The 17,058-nt window shown below is 27.3% G+C and carries 11 protein-coding genes; all 11 read right to left on the bottom strand.

The genetic code is table 11. The annotated features are described in order from the left end of the window. Window positions 1–429: 429 nt before the first annotated feature. The 11 genes from KHQ81_01135 to KHQ81_01085 all read right to left on the bottom strand — a co-directional run bounded on the left by KHQ81_01135 (window position 430) and on the right by KHQ81_01085 (window position 16,925). A complete protein-coding gene (locus KHQ81_01135; protein QVK18349.1) occupies window positions 430–1,902 on the bottom strand; it encodes a WG repeat-containing protein in 1,473 nt (490 codons plus the stop codon). A 79-nt stretch (window positions 1,903–1,981) separates the two neighbouring features. Continuing rightward, the gene (locus KHQ81_01130; protein ID QVK18348.1) at window positions 1,982–3,547 is read right to left on the bottom strand and encodes a WG repeat-containing protein; all 1,566 of its coding nucleotides are present in this window, start codon (window positions 3,545–3,547) and stop codon (window positions 1,982–1,984) included. A gap of 228 nt (window positions 3,548–3,775) precedes the next feature. Further along, window positions 3,776–4,672: a hypothetical protein gene (locus KHQ81_01125; protein ID QVK18347.1), complete on the bottom strand. Its 897-nt coding sequence runs from the start codon at window positions 4,670–4,672 to the stop codon at window positions 3,776–3,778. A gap of 13 nt (window positions 4,673–4,685) precedes the next feature. Further along, window positions 4,686–5,957, bottom strand: coding sequence for a hypothetical protein (locus tag KHQ81_01120; GenBank protein QVK18346.1), 1,272 nt, complete (start codon window positions 5,955–5,957; stop codon window positions 4,686–4,688). Window positions 5,958–6,204: 247 nt separating this feature from the next. After that, window positions 6,205–8,637, bottom strand: a complete 2,433-nt coding sequence (locus tag KHQ81_01115; GenBank protein QVK18345.1) for an ABC transporter ATP-binding protein/permease — start codon at window positions 8,635–8,637, stop codon at window positions 6,205–6,207. After that, window positions 8,630–10,849, bottom strand: coding sequence for an ATP-binding cassette domain-containing protein (locus KHQ81_01110; GenBank protein ID QVK18344.1), 2,220 nt, complete (start codon window positions 10,847–10,849; stop codon window positions 8,630–8,632). The genes KHQ81_01115 and KHQ81_01110 overlap by 8 nt, the downstream gene beginning before the upstream one ends. Before the next feature lie 359 nt (window positions 10,850–11,208). Next, complete coding sequence (locus KHQ81_01105) at window positions 11,209–11,442, bottom strand: hypothetical protein (protein ID QVK18343.1); 234 nt, start codon at window positions 11,440–11,442, stop codon at window positions 11,209–11,211. A 333-nt stretch (window positions 11,443–11,775) separates the two neighbouring features. Beyond that, window positions 11,776–12,420: a DUF2971 domain-containing protein gene (locus KHQ81_01100; protein ID QVK18342.1), complete on the bottom strand. Its 645-nt coding sequence runs from the start codon at window positions 12,418–12,420 to the stop codon at window positions 11,776–11,778. Between the two features lie 609 nt (window positions 12,421–13,029). Next, the gene (locus KHQ81_01095) at window positions 13,030–14,205 is read right to left on the bottom strand and encodes a sugar ABC transporter permease (protein QVK18341.1); all 1,176 of its coding nucleotides are present in this window, start codon (window positions 14,203–14,205) and stop codon (window positions 13,030–13,032) included. Window positions 14,206–14,209: 4 nt separating this feature from the next. Beyond that, a complete protein-coding gene (locus KHQ81_01090) occupies window positions 14,210–15,733 on the bottom strand; it encodes an ATP-binding cassette domain-containing protein (protein ID QVK18340.1) in 1,524 nt (507 codons plus the stop codon). Window positions 15,734–15,827: 94 nt separating this feature from the next. After that, entirely contained in the window at window positions 15,828–16,925 is a 1,098-nt protein-coding gene (locus tag KHQ81_01085) for a sugar-binding protein (GenBank protein QVK18339.1), read from the bottom strand. Window positions 16,926–17,058 lie beyond the last annotated feature (133 nt).

Genomic DNA, 17,058 nt, shown 5'->3' with positions numbered 1-17,058 from the left:
GCCCTATCTCAATTTGATATGGGCTTAAAATATGTTATATAATTTTTAAAAAAAATAAAATGATAGTATGATCTTATGAATTAGTCTAGGTAACAAGAAATAATTAATACAATCCAATTAATTAGAATTTAATCTAGGACTATTATCTTGTCTAATCATTTTTATAATATATCCTACTATCTATAAAAATGTAATAATTCTTTATCACATGTTAAAAACCTAAATAATGATGTTAGTATAACAATAATTATATTAAAAAGAAATAACTTTAATTTTTTCATAAATTTCTTCATTCTATATCTAAACATAACCCCCCCATATTCTATAATCATTACCCCGATTACTATAAATGTCTAATTAGTTCATCAATTAACACAAAGTACTCTTTTTTTATATTAACATTTACAACATTAAAAACTAAATTATATCCTACCTCCACTTATATAAAGACTCAATAGTAAATGACTTTTTATAGATTACTTTTTTCTCTTTAGTTTTGGTATTATAGGAAATAATTTTATTACCTTTTGTAGTTACAATAAAATTATTAGATTGAGAAAAGTATACGTTTCCTTCTCTTATACTACTTTTATAAATTAAACTGCAATTTTTATCATAAACGTAATGAGTAAAATGATCACTAAAATGAATAAATGGTGAATCTTCATAGGAGTTATAGTAAAAAAAATCATGTTCAAGTAATTTTTTCCCCTCCATGTTATAACATTGCCAGCCAGTTGTTTCTATACAAAACATATTATCATTTATATATCTAATCTTTTTAAAATGCTTATCAAGTATAATATCTCCTTTTTGATTTATTATCTTTTTTTCATCAATTATTAAACCATAATCTTCATCCCAATTTTTATAAAAAATAGAACCATCATCATTTACATAATAATATTTGGTATTATCAGTTGAATCATATTGATTTATATACTCAATTTCATGACTACTATTATGAATAGGAATAATTTTTTCATTATTTTTATTAATAAAAGCATCTGAATTACCAAACTCAACATGAGCTACGCCATCTATAAAATCAAGAGCATGGTCATACTGATAATCAATCATCACATTACCTAATTGATCTATGTATCCAAACTTAGAATTATATTGTACAAGCGCTAATCCCTCACTGAACTCATGTGCTTTATCATAAATGAACTCTGTTTTTACTTCATTTTTATCATTAATAAATCCATATTTATTATTTAATTCTGCAAGGGCTATATCATCAACAAATCCCCATAAACGTTCATAGACTGGTTCTACAATTATATTTTCTTTTAGATTAATAAATCCATTCTTGTTATTGTACCTATTTTCTATATAAACAATCTGGTTTGTAGAATCAATATAAGAAATCCTTATATTAAATGGTAAATAATCCACAATTATATTTCCGTGTATATCAATCACACTATTTTGCTGATCTTTAGTGATAATTACGTATTGTGAGATGATTCTTTTTATTACTATTCCTTCTTCCATAGGTCCTAAAAGTAAGTTCCCATGAATATCAATAATACTATATTTCTTATCTTTTACTAAAACGATTTGGTTATTATCGAAATGTATCTCATCATATTGATTACTAATTAGGACATTTCCATCAAAGTCGATAATCCCATACTTATTATTTAATTCTGTTCTACAAATTTCATTTACTTGATTACACCATCTTATATCTTCATAGGTTGGTTTTACTATGACCTCACCATTACTAACATCAATCAAGCCAGTTTTTCCTGATATACTAAATTTAAAGATATCCCCAGTCACTGGAAAAGTATGAATAGAATAATGTTTACTATATGATGTAGAATACCAACAAATTAACAACACAAAAAACATCCATATTATTATGAAAATTGCCTTATTCCTAGCTTCCATAAATACTACTTCCCCTTTCAAAATCATTACAATAAATGTTCATCCAATAAGCAAAGTATGATAAAGTTATCTATTAGTGTTACCAATTATACAAAGGCTTTTCATATATTACTTTTTTCTCTTTACTATTAATATTATATGATATAATTTTATTCCCTTTTGTATATACAATATAGTTATTTGATTTAGAAACTAGTAAATTTTTATCTCCCAAACTGGACTTATAAATAAAATTACCATTAACATCATATACGTAATAAATATAATAATCTTCAAAAATTACATTTCGCGAATCAAATTCACCTAAATCAAAATTATAATAATTTCTGTAAGAGAATTTGTCATGTGCAAATAATATTTCACCATCCATGTTATAGCACTCCAAATTACCAACTTCTATACAAAACATATTATCATTTATGTACTGAATATCTTTAAATTTCTTATCTATGATGACTTTACCTTTTTGATTTATTATCTTTTTACCATCAATTGTTAAACCGTAAGCTCCACTCCCATTTTTACAATATACAGTTCCATCATCATTTATATAATAGGTCTTTTTATGAGTAGAATGTATAATTTTATATTTAAAATCATTACTACTTTTATGAATAGGAATAATTCTTTCATTGTTTTTATTAATAAAACCCTCATAATCATCAAGCATAATAAGAGCAACCCCATAGTTAAAATTAAAAGCACTATCATATTGGTAATCAATCACTACATTTCCTGTTTTATCAATGTATCCATACTTAGAATTATATTGTACAACAGCTAATCCTTCATGAAAATTAGTAGCTTCATCATATTGATAATCAATTACTACATTTCCTGTTTTATCGATGTATCCATACTTGGAATTGTTTTTTACAATAGCTAATCCATTATAAAAATTTTTAGCTTCATCATATTTAAAATCTATCACTACATTTCCCATTTTATCGATATATCCATACTTATAATAACTTTTTACAATAGCTAGTCCTTCATGAAAATCACTACTTATCCAATCATATAGAAAATCGACAACAACTTCATTTTTATCATTAATAAATCCATATTTATTACCTAATTTAGCAACACTTATTTTATCAGAAAACATTAACTTATTTCTATATACTAGTTCAACAGATATATTATCTTTTAAATTAATAAATCCATATTTATCTTGTTCACCATTACATAAATAGACAATTTGATTGGTAGAATCAATACTATATATATAGGTATTTAATGGTAAATAATCAACAACAATATTTCCTTGCATATCTAGTAGGCTCACTTGTTGATCTTTCCTAATAATAACATATTGCGACATAATATATATAAAATCAACCCCTTCTTCTAAAGGACCTACAAGAATGTTCCCATTTAAGTCGATAATCTCCCACTTATTACTTAATTTAGTTATACAATATTTGCCTGACATGCAATCCAAATATTCATATTTAGGACTTACAATAACTTCACCATTACTAACATTAATCAACCCTCTTTTACCTGTTGTTGTAAATTCAAAAATATCTCCAGATACAGGATATAAAGAATAATGATTACGATACGATTTGTTGTACCAACAAAATCCAAACACAAATAGCAGTACTATCACCATGAAAATTACTATATTTCTTATTTTCATATACATATTCCCCTTATATTGAATTTTTTCTAAATATTCTCTCTTTATAAATATGGAATATTATGTAAAAAGTCTTTAGTTTTATTATAAACCAAAGACTTTTTCTTTTCTATAGTTATATTTAAAAGACGAATTCATACTTTGTAAAATTTAGATATGTATTCCCTATTGCATGAGTTGAATTAATTAAAAAATATTTAAAGGTAATTGTTTCAAGAACATAATTAATCAAATATGAAATTTTCTTATAATATATTTGTTAACTTTATATCGATTATCAAGGTACATCATTAATAGAGTAACTGGTATCAATACAAAAAGAACAATATATGACCATTTCAAGTATAATTGATGATTAACATATCTTTGTATTAGAAGATCAATTCCAAGACAAAGGATACTTACGTTTATAGATATTGTTGATATTATAACACGCCAATTATATCTGTATGTTTTAATAAACAAATAGGTAATGACAGTTAGTATAAAGACTAGTCCATTAATCGGGAGTGCTAATCTTGAAAATCCAGAACTTGCATCAAGTCCTAATGTTACTAAAAGGACAAAAATAGAGGTTGCGATAAAATCGATTGCGATATTTAAGACAAACCCTTTTATTTTATTAATGAAAATTGATGATAGGTATACCCAAACTAGAATAATTGCTAATACAACATAATATGACCATGCTATTTCCTTAGTAATTATATAATTAAGACTAAGAAAATAAACACAGAGTACAATCGTATCATATGTTATATACCAGTAAATAGTCTTTTTAAATTTCATAAAGGGTAAACATACGGTTAAAATAAATAGAATAACAGAAATTATGGGTATTAAAGACCATTCAATATTAAATCCACTAGCTAAATCAATTACGACTAAAGAAAATATTGATATAAACGAAGCTAAAAGCATAATTAGAGGAATTACCCCAGTTTTGATGTTCATATCTTTATTAACTTTAACTTTTTTAACTTTCTTTACCTCTTGTTCAATATTAATTTCATCAAGTGATAGTTTCTTAATCTCTTCATCACTTAAGATAATCGTATGACATAAAGGACAAACTCGATTTTTTTCTTCATCTATAGAAACGCCACATTTCATACAATATTTCATTTATATCATCTCCTTATTTCTCTATTTGAACTTCAACACCTAATTTTACTAATTTTCTAAAAAACTCTCTTTCAACTCTTGCTTCTTTTATATTTCTTCCAAATGTAATATATATTTTATCCTTATATCCTGATACTGCACATGAATTTTTTGTCAATGGACATGGTCCTAAGACAAAATCAATGCGCTTAACATGCTCTTCAATAGACTCAGGCAATTGAATTCTACCGATATTTGAAATTGTACCAGAATAAGTATCTACTCCTACAGACTTATAAATAAATGGGGTTACCACTGTTTTTAGTTTAAGTGGTAATAGTCTGACGAAAGGAGTTCTTTCTGTCTTTAAATTTTGAACCATCAAACTTAAAAGATAGTTAATATCTGTCTTTTCTTTGAAAAATTGGTTAACATACTCAATGATATCTTCAAATGTATAATCCTTATTAGGCATTAAATAAGGGATAATAAACAATGAAAAATTTCGCATACTTACACTATTAAGTCTTTTTCTCATATTAATTGGAACTTGAATAGCAATAGGTTTTCTTTTTTTCTTTTTAGCTATTTGCTCCTTCTGTACTTCTAACATACTTTCTAAATAAATCGCTGTTAAAAATACAGTAATACTGCAGTTGAATTTTTTCGCTGTAGTATATAAGAGGTTTGAATCCATAATTGAATAAGTAACAATATATTGATCTCTTTTTATTAATCTATCTTTTAGATGAAAAACACCTCTTATACTATCAACCTTATTGTTATGTGTTTTTAGATGCTTTTTACCGATAATACTATGTGAGTCCTCATATTCTTGTTCATCTACTTCACTTTTAATATCTTTTATCCAATCATTTACTGAAACTTCATATCCTTCTAATTTTAAATATTCATAGACAATGGTATTTAGAAAGGTTAACCCCCCAGTCCCATCAGTTAATATATGATTAAATTCAACAGAAATTTTATTATTAATATATAAAACTCTAAATAAATAACCATTATTTTCAACTCTATCCATTCTTCTACATGGCATTTTAATATCTTCAAAAACCTTTAAATCTTTATTATTTTCCTCAAGATAAAACCAAAAGAATCCTTTTTTCAAAGTAACTTTATAATATGGGAAACGTGAAATGATATTATTGAGAGCTTTTAACAAAACATCTTTCTTTATTTCCATATCTAGTGTGATACTAAATCTAAAAACCGTTGTGATATATTCTGACTCTACTAAAGGATATATTTTCGCGGCATTATCAAGCCTCATCCATTCTTTTTTCATTTATAACGACTCCATCTTATAATTTATTCATCACAAAAACGTTCTTTCAATTAATTATACTATATTATTATTTATAATAATAAAAAAGTTATTGATTTAATTATAAACCAATAACTTTATCTTTTCTATACCAATATTAAATAAAATCCTCATATTAATTAAATTATTGTGATATATATGATTTATAAAATTATATTTATTCTACTTAATCCAATAGGATTTCATCAATCTAAAACCAATCAAACATTTATGCATCATAGTGTTTTAATATTTGCGAAGGAGACTTGTGAGTTAATCTGAACACTGGGTATAGTCCAGAGAAAATATTAATGGCATACAACAATATGACTCCACCAATGATTAAGTAAAGTGGAAAATAAAATAAGGTAAATGGATAAGGAATCACTTTCTCAATTTCTTTAATGATTAAAGTCATAAGAATATAACCAATTAATGAGGTAGTTGTTGTAACTATAATAATTTCAGTAACAAACAATTTATGAATATCCCATCTAGTGGCTCCTAATGATCGATATACTCCAATATCATAGATTCGATTCATTAAACTAGATCTTACAATAAAATATAACTGTAGTAATGAAACACTTAATAGGATTATTGAAAAGACTAATAATGAATAAAAAGCTGTACGTACACCTTGTTGATGTTCTTTTAAATTCTCATTATAAATATCTTTATATTGGTAATTCATTTCATTAAGATAAGCTTTCGTTTGTTTCAAATTATTAGAATATATTAATATTGGTGTTTCATCATTAACTAATTGATAATAATTTGATTCAAGTAAATCTTTTGTGGTTAATACAATTTCATCATTTGATGAATCATTACTCTTATCTTTATAAAATCCAACAATGGTATAGCTTCTACTTACTTCACCTCTAACAATTGTCATCCCAATTTCTAAATCATTAATTGATTTTAATTTTTCAGGATATAAGATTTCACCTGGATTTTTAGGTAATGAACCGATAATTTCTACTTGTTCTGTTTCTAAAACCGAAAGTTTAGGGAGACTTAGAGCTTCATAGTTAATTGCCATTTCAAAAACAGTATCCTCATCTAGATAAATCGTTGGAGATGACTTGTCACTAATTCCCACTATTATTAATTTATCTACAATATTTTCATTGTCTAAAGATAATCCTAAAAGTTGTTTATAGCTATTGATACCCGCTTGCTTGTAGGCATCATTATTTATGATTACATCAGCTACTCGTTTATCAATCACAACTTCCAGTTTATTTCTAGGATAATGACCAATTATTACATCATTTTCTTTAAGAAGATTAAGTGGGGTTGGATGTGCTGAAAATGGTAAATAGGTATTTACTTGATAGAACTGATGAATGTGAGTTACAAAATAAAACGGTTCAACGATTGGATTGATAATTTCAATATGGTCTTGACTTCTTATATTATCAACATCTTTCACATTTATCTGAAGATAATTTCTATCAACCGTTAGAAACTCAACAGGATTAGCATAAACCACTTTACCAATAAGTGCAATCGCCACAGCAATCATCATCGCAGAAAACACAAACCCTAAATACATTAGCTTTTGTAACTTGGTATAACCATGCATTTTCTTAAAAGCATAAATGATTGCATCTTTTGTTTTAATAACAGATCCTCTTTTTAAGTCTTTTTGTTCTTTAAGGTTAAGTTCATTAAAATCAAATTCATTTTTATCCACATCGGTTTGATCTAACCCTTTATAATGTTCATCTAACACTAATACATCCGATTCTTCATCAATAAATCGAACCTTTTGGTTATTATTTGAGTTTACTTTAATATACAAAGAATCATTCTGACTAATTAAGGTTACTTCAATATTTTCTGTTGATTGTCCTTCTTGATTTTTATAATGTTTAATTTTGATAGGCGTTTTCGATAAAGTTTCTTCTTGTAAATCTTTTAAATATATCGTATTTTGATTTTTAATATCTAATGCATTCTGGTTTTTATTAAGATAGTCTTTTTGAACAACACCATCACGTATTTCAATGATTCTATCAGCATAAAAGTTAGCGATATCTCTTTCATGCGTAACCATAATAACTAGTTTTTCTTTAGATATTTTTTTGATAATATTCATAATTTCAACAGTATTTTTACTATCTAAATTACCAGTTGGTTCATCTGCAATGATTATTTCAGGATTTTTTGAAATAGCTCGGGCAATCCCAACTCTTTGTTGTTGACCTCCAGATAAACTAGCTACCTTACGTTTTCTAAAATTAAACATACCAACTGCTTTTAAAACATAATGAATTCTGTTGTCTATTTCTTCTTTATCAGTTATTCCTAACATTTTTAAGACTAACTCTATATTTTCATATACTGAAAGATTTGACAAAAGATTATAATTTTGAAATACATAACCAATTTTACTATTTCGGACTTGATCTAATTTGCGGTTATTCTTAGAAGTTATTTCAATATCATCAATTTTTATTTTACCTGAGTCAATATATTCTAATCCACCTAATACATTAAGGAGGGTTGTTTTCCCGCTACCTGATGGTCCAACAATAACCACAAACCCCTTATTAGGAAAGGTTAAACTGGTTTCTTTTATCGCATTAATTTGATTTGTTTTTCCTTTATTAAATGTTTTATTAATATGTTGAATTTCAATCATTTTACTCACCAACCTCACCTTTAAATGTTGTCATAACACTGTTATTATATATCTTCTTATTGAATCGTTTCGTTAATAGGTACACTAATATAATCATAATGATATAGATATAACCGTAATCCACAATACGATAATAATTAAATAGTTTATCAATCGCTTTTGTGACATATTTAATTTCAACGAATTTATTAATACTTACAATAAGTAGGGTAAAGACATAAGTTAATGTCATTAATATAAGAAGTTCAAAAAACACCATTCTTTTAATTAATCGTTGTGTAGCTCCAATAGATCTTAATATGATATAATCATTCTTTTTACTTTGCATAATGTTTCTTAAAATAAAGTAAGTAACAAAAAAGATTATTCCAATAAATATCACGAGATATAACGCATATAAAATAATTTTAAGAATACTTAATAAATACGATATCTTATTTAAGGTTCCAAATGGATAAAATACTTTATAAGTATCACTATCTAACTGTCCAATAACTCGTTTAGCGATTGTATTACTACTAACAATTAAACTAACTTGATAAGTATCATCATCTTTAGTTAACTTATGGTAAGCTTCTTTACTAAGATAAATTTTTGCTTCTTCACCTTCGTATTCATTATCAACAATTCCTTTTATGGTAAAACTTTTTTCTTTTGTTTCATAAAGACTTGAAGATTCAATCTGTACTGATTTTCCAATTACATCCTCAAAAGATGTTAAATCATTGTTTTCTAACATTCCATAAAGGTATGTAAAAGAAGAATTAACAATTATCTCATTTTCATTTAGAGTTGATTCTCCTACATAGATTTGTGGAACAAAAGGCATTTTCTTAAATTGATCTGTAGAATAACTGAAATTAATATATTGATCATTTATATCACTAGAGATACGTTCTAAATTATCATTATCCAGATAGATAACTTCTCCTAGTTTTTTATTTTCACTTATCCCCACTACTTTAAATGAATAAAGATGATCTTTATAGGTATAGTCAAATGTTTTATTTAATATCGCATCAACCTCAATCCCATCTCTAATCATATTAGTGTTAATCACAATTTCATTTTCTTCAGTAGGCAATCTTCCTTCTGTTAAATCCTCTTTTTTCACTAATGTTTGTGGATTTATTTTAGCTCTCACTACATGCATTTGATAAGATGATAAGGTATACATAGAATCTAGTGTTTGATCTAATGCTGTATCACCTTTAACAACATCACGTACGCCACTTATATGATTTAACTGACTCAGTTCATCTTCAGTAAAAGGAGAAAAATCATCTTTTCTAACGACAATTCGTTCTTCTATACTATTATTAAAATAATTATTTTGATTTTTTTGTGCATTTTCATCCTTAAAGTTGAGCATAGACCCATAAATGAGCGCTGACCCTAATGTCATTAATAGGAGGACACCAAACATAATTAACGACTTCATAGGGGTTGATAATAAATGATTAAAGGCTAGTTTAAAACCATCTTTTAATCCAACTTTTTGATCAATTTCTTCATTTGTCTTAATTGGATCTACTTTTTGTTTTGAATTAATTGATTGATCTTCTACGACCTGATTATCATGTAAAGTAACTTTTCTAGTTACATAATCTTTTGTTTCCTCATAATTATGCGTTACAATAATAACTAATTTATCTTGACTAATTTCATATAGTAATTCAATAATTTCTTTACTTGTTTTAGAATCAAGATTACCCGTTGGTTCATCAGCAGCGATTATTTGACAATCTTTTGCAAGTGCTCTAGCTATTGCGATTCTTTGTCTTTGTCCACCACTTAATTTACTGGCTTTTGTATTTACATGAGATTCTAAGCCAACCCTTTTAATAATACTTAAGGCTCTTTCTCGTCTTTTGCTTTCATCATAGGAAGCTAAGGTTAAAGCTACTTCAACATTCTGTAAGACTGTATAACTTTCAATAATATTAAAATTTTGAAATACAAATCCAATATATTTTCTACGATATTTTTCCCAATCATTAACCGTATAATGAGATGTTTCCTCACCATTAATGAATAATTCACCTTCTTCATAGGTATCAAGACCACAAAGAACATTTAATAAGGTACTTTTCCCACTACCACTTTCTCCTACAATAGCGACAAATTCACCAATACCAAAACTTAAATTTATTTTTCTAAGCCCTAATGCGACTGTTCCATTTCTCGTATAATATTTAGATATATTCTCTAACTTAAGCATATGTACACCTCTTATTCCATAAGTTATTTTTTTACTATCAATCTAAAAATACAAGATTAACTATAGCATTTTTGTATATTAATTTCAACTTTTATTGTTCCTCAAATGTTAAAGGATGAATCAAAAAAGTCTCTTGTGAAAAGAGACTTTTATTTATTCATATAAAAATTTAGTAGTAATTTTTTCATGCATATATATATGATTAAGGTTTATTCACTAATTGTTATTATGATATTATAAGTTACACAAATAAAAGAACCTTCCTAATTACTAAATATAAAAATATATATTTCAATGAATTTCTTAAATCTTTAATATCTTATTTCAAATAAATGTATAAGATATATAAAGTGCCTATGCTATTCACTGCCATCTTTATTTACATATTTAATATTCAAAAAATATTGTAGTAAGATACCGCATGCACCTACAATAAATAATGCTGATCCTACAATTGCATGTGTTAAACCTCCAATAGCTATTGCAACATCACTAGACTGTGCTGCACCTATTGCTTTGGAGTATCCAATTATACAAACTAACAACGAACCTAAAAAGATAATTAAGTGAAAATGCCAATCTTCTCTTTTCATAGAGTACACCCTCCCTTTATTTAATTATATAACAATAATATCATAATGTTTTCTTATGGTAAATACCAACAAGAATTGAGCTATGGTTTTATAAAACCATAATTTAAAAATATTATCCACTCTCTGAAATTTTAATTTATTCTTTCAAAAAATAATTCTCTAAAATAGATTATAATTCCATTTATCGTTTAAAAAGATTTATTCTCATTTTCATACTTTTTAATCTTACTATTATATTGATTTGCCCAACAATTTTATTTTTCACTAATATCATCTTTAGTCTTAATTGTACTGCGTCTATTTGAATATTTATTTATTTCCATAAAAATTACATCATGTTTTTAAATTCACAAGTCCAGAAAATATGCTTTCCTCATAAACTATTTTTTTATATTCGTCATTAATAGAATTTATTATATTAATATACTTTAATCTATCTTCATTAGAAACAAATGGGCTAAACATAATGTTTATTTCTGAATAATCAATTTCAGGTAAACTGATTTTTATCTTATCGCAATTAATTTTGTTTATAAAATTAACTCTTAATCTTACTTCATTTTCATATCTCCATGCATCATTCTTTATACATCCAATTAATTGGGACAGTTCAATTTCAGAATTTGATTTGAAATTGTCATAGGAAATGAAGTTATCATTTCTTCTTCTATAGATATAGGGATATTCTAAATCTGCTTTGTTCTTTGACACATATAAAACATCTAGAAGATTTATTTCCTGTGGAAAAATTTTCTTATTATTAGCACCACATATTTCTACAAATTTTCTATTCCATTTAAGTATTTTATTCATCACATTTTTACTAAATGAAATTCTCACTCCTTTTTCATATGGTATTGAATATAATCCCCAAAGCGCCATATTTTCACCATCACTACAACTCATACAAAGCGAAAATACATTCTTCCACACCTCTGACTTGGGTAGGATTTTAGTTATTTCTTCCTTATCATTCATTTTATCCATTCTTGAAAGAAGCATTGATTTACTCGACAATATCTTTAAGAGTGAATCAATGTTTGTATAATGACTATAATTACTACTATGATTAATTCCCTTACTTTCTATATATTTTCTAATATCTCCTATTGTATTAAATTCTTCTTCAAGTATTCTCTCCGTAAAACCATCTCCCCTATATATAAAAACTTTTCTTTAATTTAAATTATCAGTATTTTGTCTTTTTAATCTAGTAGTAATCTTATATTCGTTTCCATTTTCTTAATTTGTCCTATTTCTTTGTTACTTCACACGGAAAATATCTATAATTCTATTATAAATCATAGATTTCTTTATTTCTATAATTATAATTAAATAATTATCTTTCTCTATCAAATAAATAAAGGCGTAGGATGTCATTGTATATTTTGCAAATTTCTCTTTACCTTATTTCTGTTTAAAATCCAATAGTATTTTGGATTTTGAATCTTTAACATGATCACTTGTATAAACTAACTCATCGCTCATAATCAAATTTTTAATGTATAAATACATAAAAAATAAGTGAATCTGTTTATCAGGTTCACCTATTTTTCATAAATATATTAATTATTAATATAGGAAGGACTAATTAGAAACTTTCATATTTCTTGTCATAACATCAAATATAACTGCTGTTACTAAGACTGATCCACGAATGACATATTGCCAACTGATTCCCACATTCATAAGGTTCATCCCATTTGATAATGATGCCATTACAAGTGCTCCAATAATTGCACCTGTTACTTTACCAACACCACCTGCAGCAGATACCCCACCAATGTAGGCAGCAGCAATTGCATCTAATTCAAACATTTCACCCGCTTGTGGTCCAACTGAATTAAGACGGGCTGTAAATAAGATACCTGATAAAGCAGTTAGTAATCCCATTGATCCAAATACATACAATGTAATCTTTTGTACACTTATACCAGATAATTTTGCAGCTTCAGGGTTTCCACCAACAGCATAGATATGACGTCCAATTACTGTGTGATTTGTCATCAAGTGATAGATAATCGTTACGATTAATACGATAACTACTGTCCAAGATAATCCTTTATATTCTGCTAATTTTAATGTAATGTACAAAATAGCTCCAGACATAACTGCCATCTTTATAATAAATAATGGTAAGGATGCTACTTCAAATCCATATCGTTGTTTTTTCGTTCTTGTTAACATACTCATAAAAAATATCAGACCAATTCCTAATAATCCAATTATAAGCGTTAATAAATGGTATTCCCCAACTTTTCCAAATGACCAAATATAACCTGATCCAATTGCTTGTAAGACATCATTTTTTGGTAATAGTGTCTCACTTTTTGTTACAAGTAATAATCCACCACGGAAGATTAACATTCCTGCTAAGGTTGCTACAAACGATGGAATCTTAACAAAAGAGATTAAAAATCCATTAAACAACCCTACAACTACCCCTAGTACTAATACTAAAGGAATTACAATAAAAATTGGTAGTGGAAAGAATGAGTTAATAAGTAACGATACTGCAATCGCACCTAAAAATCCTGATCCAAACCCAATTGATAAATCGATGTGACGAATGATAATAACTAATGTTACACCAATCCCTAATACAGCGATGTAACCTGTTTGCAAGAATAGATTATTCATATTTCTGGATGATAAGAATAAACCACCTGTAAACATATCAAAGAATACCCAGATTGTAATAAGCGCAATATACATCCCATATTCACGTATATTAGGCTTAATTGTATTTATTATATTTTTCATATTTTTAACCTCCTTGTGTAGCTAATTCCATTATTACTTCTTGATTAGCTTCTTCTATCGTTAATTCACCTGTGATATTACCTTCACTCATAACATAGACGCGATCACTCATACCTAGCACTTCAGGTAATTCAGATGAAATCATTATTATACTCATTCCCTTATGAACAAGTTCATTCATAATAGAATATATTTCAAATTTTGCTCCAACATCAATTCCTCGAGTTGGTTCATCTAGGATTAAAATATTTGGATTAGTAAATAACCATTTACTTAGGGAAACCTTTTGTTGATTCCCACCACTTAAATTATTAACTTGTTGATTAATTGATGGGGTCTTAATTTTAAATGATTCTTTATAATATTCTGCAACTTTAATTTCTTCATTTTTATTGATCATACCTGATTTAGCTAATCCATTTAAATTCGCTACAGAGATATTTTCTTTAATATCGTTTATCAAAATTAAACCATTACCTTTACGGTCTTCTGAAACATAAGCTAGTCCAGCTTTAATTGCTTGATTTGGATTTTTAAGTTTAACTACATTTCCTTCAATAAATGTTTGTCCAGAAACTTTATAACCATTAGGATTTCCGAATAAACTAAGTGCTAACTCTGTTCTTCCTGCTCCCATTAAACCAGCAATACCGATAATTTCACCTTTTTTAACATTTAAATTGGCGTTTTTAATCAATTGTCTTCCTGTCTTATCAAAGACATTCCAATTTTTCACTTCTAAATTCATCTCACCAATTTTGACATCTTTACGTTTAGGATAAATATCTTTTATTTCTCGACCTACCATGTTTTTAATGATGGCATTTTCAGTAATGGCATCTTTTTCTTTATCCATAGAACAAATTGTTTGTCCATCTCTTAGTACAGTTACTGTATCAGCAATCGCTAATACTTCTTTCAACTTATGACTAATCATAATTGATGTAACCCCTTGGTTCTTAAGTTCTTTTAATAATTGTAGTAGATTTTCACTATCATCTTCATTAAGTGCTGCGGTTGGTTCATCAAGAATTAATAACTTAACATCTTTACTTAATGCTTTTGCGATTTCAACTAGCTGCTGTTTTCCAACACCTAATTCTTTTATTTTTACATTCGGGTTGATATTTAGTTTTACTTTTGCTAATTCTTCTTTTGCACGGATAATCGTTTCATTCCAATTGACAATTTTATTAGAACAGATTTCATGTCCTAAAAAAATATTCTCATAAACTGATAACTCCGGTACTAAAGCTAGCTCCTGATAAATAATTGCTATCCCTACTTTTTCACTGTCACTAATTCGTCCAAACCTTTGAATTTCTCCATTTAAAATAATGTCACCATCATAACTTCCATATGGATGGACACCACTTAATACTTTCATTAGTGTAGACTTCCCAGCACCATTTTCCCCAACTAGACAATGGATTTCTCCTTCTTTAACTTTAAAATTAACATTGTCTAAAGCTTTGACACCTGGGAATTTTTTCGTTATATTTTTCATCTCTAAAAGTGTTTTTGACATGAAATTCACCTCCAATAATATTGTTTTAATAGATAGTGATAGAGATATAGGAATACCCCTATCACTAATTAAAATAGATTACTAATATAATTAACTATGATTTAGGCCAAGTAAAATCTGTTTCAGCATAGTAACCTGTATCGATTAATTTAGCTTTAACATTACTTTGTTCAACAACAACAACTTCAACTTGTACAGCTGGAACATCGATTTCATTATTGTTGTAAGTTCCATCTGTGTTAATTGTTTTACCTTCTAAAATATTAGTCGCCATATTAATAGCACCTTTAACTAACTCACGAACATCTTTAAATACTGTCATGCTTTGTTTTCCTTCAATGATATATTGAATAGAAGCTTTTTCAGCATCTTGTCCTGTGATTACATAGCTATCAATTGCTTCATCAGCAGCGAATACATCTGCGATATAACGAGAAGTTCCATCATTTGGAGCTAAGATATAAGTATCAGCACCACCAGTATATCCTGTTAGGTTAGCTTCTGCTAAATCTTTTGCATCAGCGAAATCCCAATTTGTTGTGATAACACCTAAAACATCAGCCATTTCAGATCTTGTTAATGTTTCTTTCGTTAAATCTACACTTCCTTTGTAGTTTTGAACTTCAAATGCTCCATTTTCAATGTATGGTTGTAATACTTTGAAAGCACCTTCAAAGAATAAGAAAGCATTATTGTCACTAGCTGCACCAGCATATAAGAATAATGGTAATGAAGCATCAGCTACTAATGCGTCTCCAGCAGCAGCTACTAAGTATTGAGCTTGCGCTTCCCCTACTGAAATACTATCGAAAGTAATATAGTAATCAACTGCATCTGTATCTGTGATTAAACGGTCATAAGCAATTACTTTAACACCATCTTCTTTAGCTAATTCTACAGCTGATGCTGCAGCAGAACCATCATGTGCACAAATTATTAATACATCTATTCCTTTAGTTAATAAAGCTTCAACATTTTCTTTTTCTTTTGCTGAACTTCCTTGACTAAATAAAACTTCAACTGAATAATCAGTATCTTTTAAAGCTTCTTTAAATCTTGCCTCATCTTGAACCCATCTTGGTTCTTCTTTAGTTGGTAATACAATCCCAATATTCACATCTTCTTTTTTACCACATGCAGTTAATGCTACAACTGCAAATAAAACAGCAAAAATTGATAATATCTTTTTCATGTTCTCCTCCTATTAATTTTAATATTTTAATTAATAACTGAAACAAACCACAAAAAAGGCATGAATAATCAATAATAGAAAGAGATTTTTCTCCTATTATTTAATCACTCATGCCTAATCGAATTAGTAACAC

The organism is Mycoplasmatota bacterium (assembly GCA_018394295.1).
In the GTDB taxonomy this organism is placed as follows: domain Bacteria; phylum Bacillota_I; class Bacilli_A; order Haloplasmatales; family Haloplasmataceae; genus JAENYC01.
This window is presented reverse-complemented; position numbering and strand designations above follow the sequence as displayed.

What these genes read in the sequence shown, in the direction of transcription:
- KHQ81_01120 (QVK18346.1), bottom strand. Translation starts at nt 5,957, where the DNA reads ATGAAAAAAGAATGGATGAGGCTTGATAATGCCGCGAAAATATATCCT.
- KHQ81_01090 (QVK18340.1), bottom strand. Translation starts at nt 15,733, where the DNA reads ATGTCAAAAACACTTTTAGAGATGAAAAATATAACGAAAAAATTCCCA.
- KHQ81_01125 (QVK18347.1), bottom strand. Translation starts at nt 4,672, where the DNA reads ATGAAATATTGTATGAAATGTGGCGTTTCTATAGATGAAGAAAAAAAT.
- KHQ81_01135 (QVK18349.1), bottom strand. Translation starts at nt 1,902, where the DNA reads ATGGAAGCTAGGAATAAGGCAATTTTCATAATAATATGGATGTTTTTT.
- KHQ81_01095 (QVK18341.1), bottom strand. Translation starts at nt 14,205, where the DNA reads ATGAAAAATATAATAAATACAATTAAGCCTAATATACGTGAATATGGG.
- KHQ81_01085 (QVK18339.1), bottom strand. Translation starts at nt 16,925, where the DNA reads ATGAAAAAGATATTATCAATTTTTGCTGTTTTATTTGCAGTTGTAGCA.
- KHQ81_01105 (QVK18343.1), bottom strand. Translation starts at nt 11,442, where the DNA reads ATGAAAAGAGAAGATTGGCATTTTCACTTAATTATCTTTTTAGGTTCG.
- KHQ81_01100 (QVK18342.1), bottom strand. Translation starts at nt 12,420, where the DNA reads ATGAATGATAAGGAAGAAATAACTAAAATCCTACCCAAGTCAGAGGTG.
- KHQ81_01110 (QVK18344.1), bottom strand. Translation starts at nt 10,849, where the DNA reads ATGCTTAAGTTAGAGAATATATCTAAATATTATACGAGAAATGGAACA.
- KHQ81_01130 (QVK18348.1), bottom strand. Translation starts at nt 3,547, where the DNA reads ATGAAAATAAGAAATATAGTAATTTTCATGGTGATAGTACTGCTATTT.